The organism is Mesorhizobium sp. M7A.F.Ca.US.005.03.2.1 (assembly GCF_003997795.1).
Lineage (GTDB): Bacteria > Pseudomonadota > Alphaproteobacteria > Rhizobiales > Rhizobiaceae > Mesorhizobium > Mesorhizobium ciceri.
Window position 1 is genome coordinate 1 of the sequence record NZ_RZRP01000668.1, and the last position, 3,542, is coordinate 3,542.

The window sequence follows — 3,542 nt, forward strand, 5'->3', positions numbered from 1 at the left end:
GCCGAGCCCTTCTTCGTTTCCGGCAGCGGCCGCGAAGACGTCGCGTTGATGGAGGCCGCACCAGGGCGGATTTTCACGAAGGGCGGCGCCGAAGGCGTCCATTGTGCCGCAATTCCGGAACTTGGCCTCGGCATCGCACTCAAATGCGATGATGGCGCCGGCCGCGCCGGCGAAGCCATGGTTGCCGCCGTCCTTGCCAAACTGTTGCGTGCCGACGAGGCCTTGGCGGCGAAGCTGCTCGAATTGGCAAACGCGCCCATTGAAAATCGCAACGGTGCCAAAGTCGGAGCGCTGAGGCCGACGGCAACTCTCAAGTGACGTGATTGCGCTCGACGGTCAGATGCGCGTAGCCGCTACCGTTTGACGAGGCGAGATCGCCTGTCGCGGGCTCCGCCCAGCGCTGGCCGACAACCGCACCGTTCAGCGCGCCGTCGATGACATTGTCTGAAATGACGGCCGTACCGGCGCCCTCGACCACGGATACGACGATCCCGGTTCCTGCCTTGCGGATGATGTTGCCGGTGGCGACGACATTGCGCAGGTACGGGCCCCAGCCGATCTGCATGCCATAGAGTGGCGCGTTCTCGATGACATTGTTGGAAACGGTGGTGTCGGCCTCAACGCCGATGCCGACGCCAAATCCCGGCGAGTCGGCGGGGTAGGGGCCGCTGGTCGACAGATTGCGCACGATGTTGCCGGAACAGACGCCCATGCGGCCGCCTTCGTTGAAATTGACGATCGAGATGCCGTTGGCGGCGCCGTCGACGATGTTGTTGCTGATGATGGCGCCTTCGAACGAGAACTCGGAATAGATCGCCGTTTCGCCAGAGCGCGAGCAGGTGTTGCCCGATATCTGCAGGTTGCTGGCGCTGTTGGCGCGGATGGCCGAGAAGACGCAGTCCGAGACGATGTTGCCCGAGATGACGACATTGCCGGCGCGAAAGGCATTGATGCCGTTGCCGTTCTGCCCGGTTCCGCCGCTGCGTGCCTGGATCCCTTGGACGCGGTTGCCGGTGACCATGGTGCCGTCTTCGGCCACCTGCCAGCGGTGTACGAGGATGCCGCCATTGGCGCAGTCGGAAACGGTGTTGCCCGTGATGGCCAGCCCGCCGGCTTCGACCGAATAGATGCCGGCATCGGCGGCGCCCGATATCTCACAGCGCTCGATCCGGCCGATCGCGTGTTCCAGCGCCAGCCCGTTCTTGCCGCTGCCGGTGATCTGGCAATTGTCGATGGCGAGGTGCGCGACACGGCGCAGATCGAGCAGCCCTTGCGTGTAATCGCCCATCGCGCGGTTCGCACCATCGAAGACCAGTCCGCTAAGTTCGATATGGTCGGCCTGTTCGGCCATGAACAGGTGGCCGTCACCGCCGTAAACGATGCGCGTCGCGCCCGGCACGCCGGAAAGACGTACGCGGCCGGGCAGCGAAAGATTGGAGACGACATAGGTGCCGGGCGGCAGGAACACCGGCATGTCGCGGCTGTTTGCGTCACGCAGCAGTTTGGCGAAGGCCTTGCTCTGATCGTCTGATGTGCCGGGCTGCACGCCGAGTTCGGTGGCATTGATCGAGCCGCGCATCGAGGCTTTCTCGATGCCGCTCAAGCTTGCGGCTACCGCCTTGCCGAGCGCAAGGCCCATGACGGCAAAGCCGGCGGTTCCAGTCAGCAGCGTTCGTCTGTTCAACATCGGCACAGAATCCCAGCGTTCAACCTTGGCGTCGCAGGAATCGTGCCAGACGGTTTGCCTCTCCTCTGGACGGAAACGACAATGGCTTGTCGAGCAGCCTCTGCGGGCCTAAGTTCAGGAAATGAGCAGAGCTTTCACCCGCGAGGAAGACAGCGAAAATGCCATCGCCGGTGTCGGTGAGCGGCCGGTCAGCCAGCATCGCAATCTGGTGACGGAACGCGGCCTGGCGCAGATCGAGGAAAATCTGGCCGATCTGCGCGACATACTGGCGAAGGCCGAACGCAAAGCCGACCGCGAGCGCATAGCGGTCGTGTCGCGCGATCTGCGTTACTGGACCGCCCGGCGCGAAAGCGCCGAACTCTCGGTGCCGGAGCCGGGCAGTGACGTTGTGCGCTTCGGCATGGGCGTCACGATCGAGAGCGATGACGGCAAGAAGGTGCATTGGAAGATCGTCGGCGAGGACGAGGCTGATCCCACCAAGGGCAGCATTTCGCATGTTTCGCCAATGGCTGTCGCCCTGTTCGGCAAGAAGATCGGCGACTTGGCCAGCGTCAACGGCAAGGAATGGGAAATCGTCAAGCTCTCCGAGAGCTAGGACGTCTCAAATCCGCCGCACTGATTGGCGCGTCATTTGGCGAGTTTCTGAAGCCCGACCCGATATTTGTCCATGACCTCGCGCGCGGCCTTCATCTGCCGTTCGAACCTGTCGGCCACCGGTCTTAAAATGATGCCGTGATCAGTTTCGATGATCTGGAGCTGATCGCCCGATTGCAGATTCAAGCTGTCCAGCATTCCCGTGGCAAGATCAGGGCATCTGATCCGTCGTCGAGCTTGTGGATGGTCGTCTTCACGGTTACCGCACCTTGGTTGCAGTGTCAGTCTAGCACAACCTTTTCAGAGATGCAGCAGTCCTAGTCCGTGGCCAGCAGCCGGTCCAGCAGGCGATCCGCTGCCTCTGGAATGACTGTGCCCGGCGGGAAGATCTCGGCAGCGCCGGCTTGCCGCACCGCGTCATAGTCCTGCGGTGGGATGACGCCGCCGGCCACGATCAGCATGTCGCCGCGACCGAGCTTCTTCAGCGCGTCGCGCAGTTCGGGGATCAGCGTCAGATGTCCCGCCGCCAGCGACGAGGCGCCGACGATGTGGACGTCCTGTGCGACCGCCAGCCTGGCGATCTCATCCGGTGTCTGGAACATCGCGCCGACGGTGACGTCGAAGCCGAGATCGGCGAAGGCCGTAGCGATGACCTTCTGGCCACGGTCGTGGCCGTCCTGGCCCATCTTGGCGACGAGAATGCGCGGCTTGCCGCCGGTCTTCTTCTCGAAGGCGTCAAGCTTGTCCTGCAGCCCGTCGACCACGGGATGATCGCCAAGCGCCTTGCGATAGATGCCGGAAATGGTCTGCACCGTAGCGACGTGGCGCCCAAACGCCCTTTCCAACGCGAATGAAATCTCGCCGACCGTTGCATTGGCGCGCGCGGCTCGGATGGCGAATTCCAGCAGGTTTTCATTGCCTTGCGCGGCACGGGTCAGCGCATCGAGTGCGCTTTCGACGGCGGCGACGTCGCGCGTGCCCTTCAGCCGTTGCAGCTTCGACAATTGCCGGGCCCTGACCTCGGCATTGTCGATCTTCAGCACGTCGACCTCGATGTCGGTCTCGGGCCGATGGGCGTTGACGCCGACCAGCATCTGCTCGCCGGAATCGATCCGCGCCTGCGTGCGCGCGGCAGCTTCCTCGATGCGCAGCTTGGGAATGCCCTGTTCGGTCGCCGCCGCCATGCCGCCGAGCGCCTCGACCTCCTCGATATGGGCAAGCGCGCGCGCCGCCAGATCATGCGTCAGCCGTTCAAGATAGG

5 protein-coding genes are annotated in these 3,542 nt (G+C 63.5%); 2 read left to right on the plus strand and 3 right to left on the minus strand.

Annotation, left to right across the window (positions count from 1 at the left end; all coding sequences use genetic code 11):
- On the plus strand, nucleotides 1–318 hold a 318-nt coding region (locus tag EN991_RS27960), incomplete at its 5' end, for an asparaginase (protein WP_206519266.1).
- Here EN991_RS27960 and EN991_RS27965 read toward each other — a convergent pair.
- Nucleotides 311–1,687, minus strand: a complete 1,377-nt coding sequence (locus EN991_RS27965; RefSeq protein ID WP_127366669.1) for a TIGR03808 family TAT-translocated repetitive protein — start codon at nucleotides 1,685–1,687, stop codon at nucleotides 311–313. The genes EN991_RS27960 and EN991_RS27965 overlap by 8 nt on opposite strands.
- Nucleotides 1,688–1,808: 121 nt before the next feature.
- On the opposite strand from EN991_RS27965, the gene greA reads away from it, so the two are divergent.
- A complete protein-coding gene (gene greA, locus EN991_RS27970; protein ID WP_013532674.1) occupies nucleotides 1,809–2,282 on the plus strand; it encodes a transcription elongation factor GreA in 474 nt (157 codons plus the stop codon).
- 32 nt (nucleotides 2,283–2,314) lie between these two features.
- On the opposite strand, the gene EN991_RS27975 is transcribed toward greA, so the two are convergent.
- Nucleotides 2,315–2,467: a hypothetical protein gene (locus EN991_RS27975; protein WP_244514279.1), complete on the minus strand. Its 153-nt coding sequence runs from the start codon at nucleotides 2,465–2,467 to the stop codon at nucleotides 2,315–2,317.
- 131 nt (nucleotides 2,468–2,598) lie between these two features.
- Nucleotides 2,599–3,542: methylmalonyl-CoA mutase family protein (locus EN991_RS27980; RefSeq protein WP_206519267.1), on the minus strand; the 944-nt coding region annotated here is incomplete at its 5' end.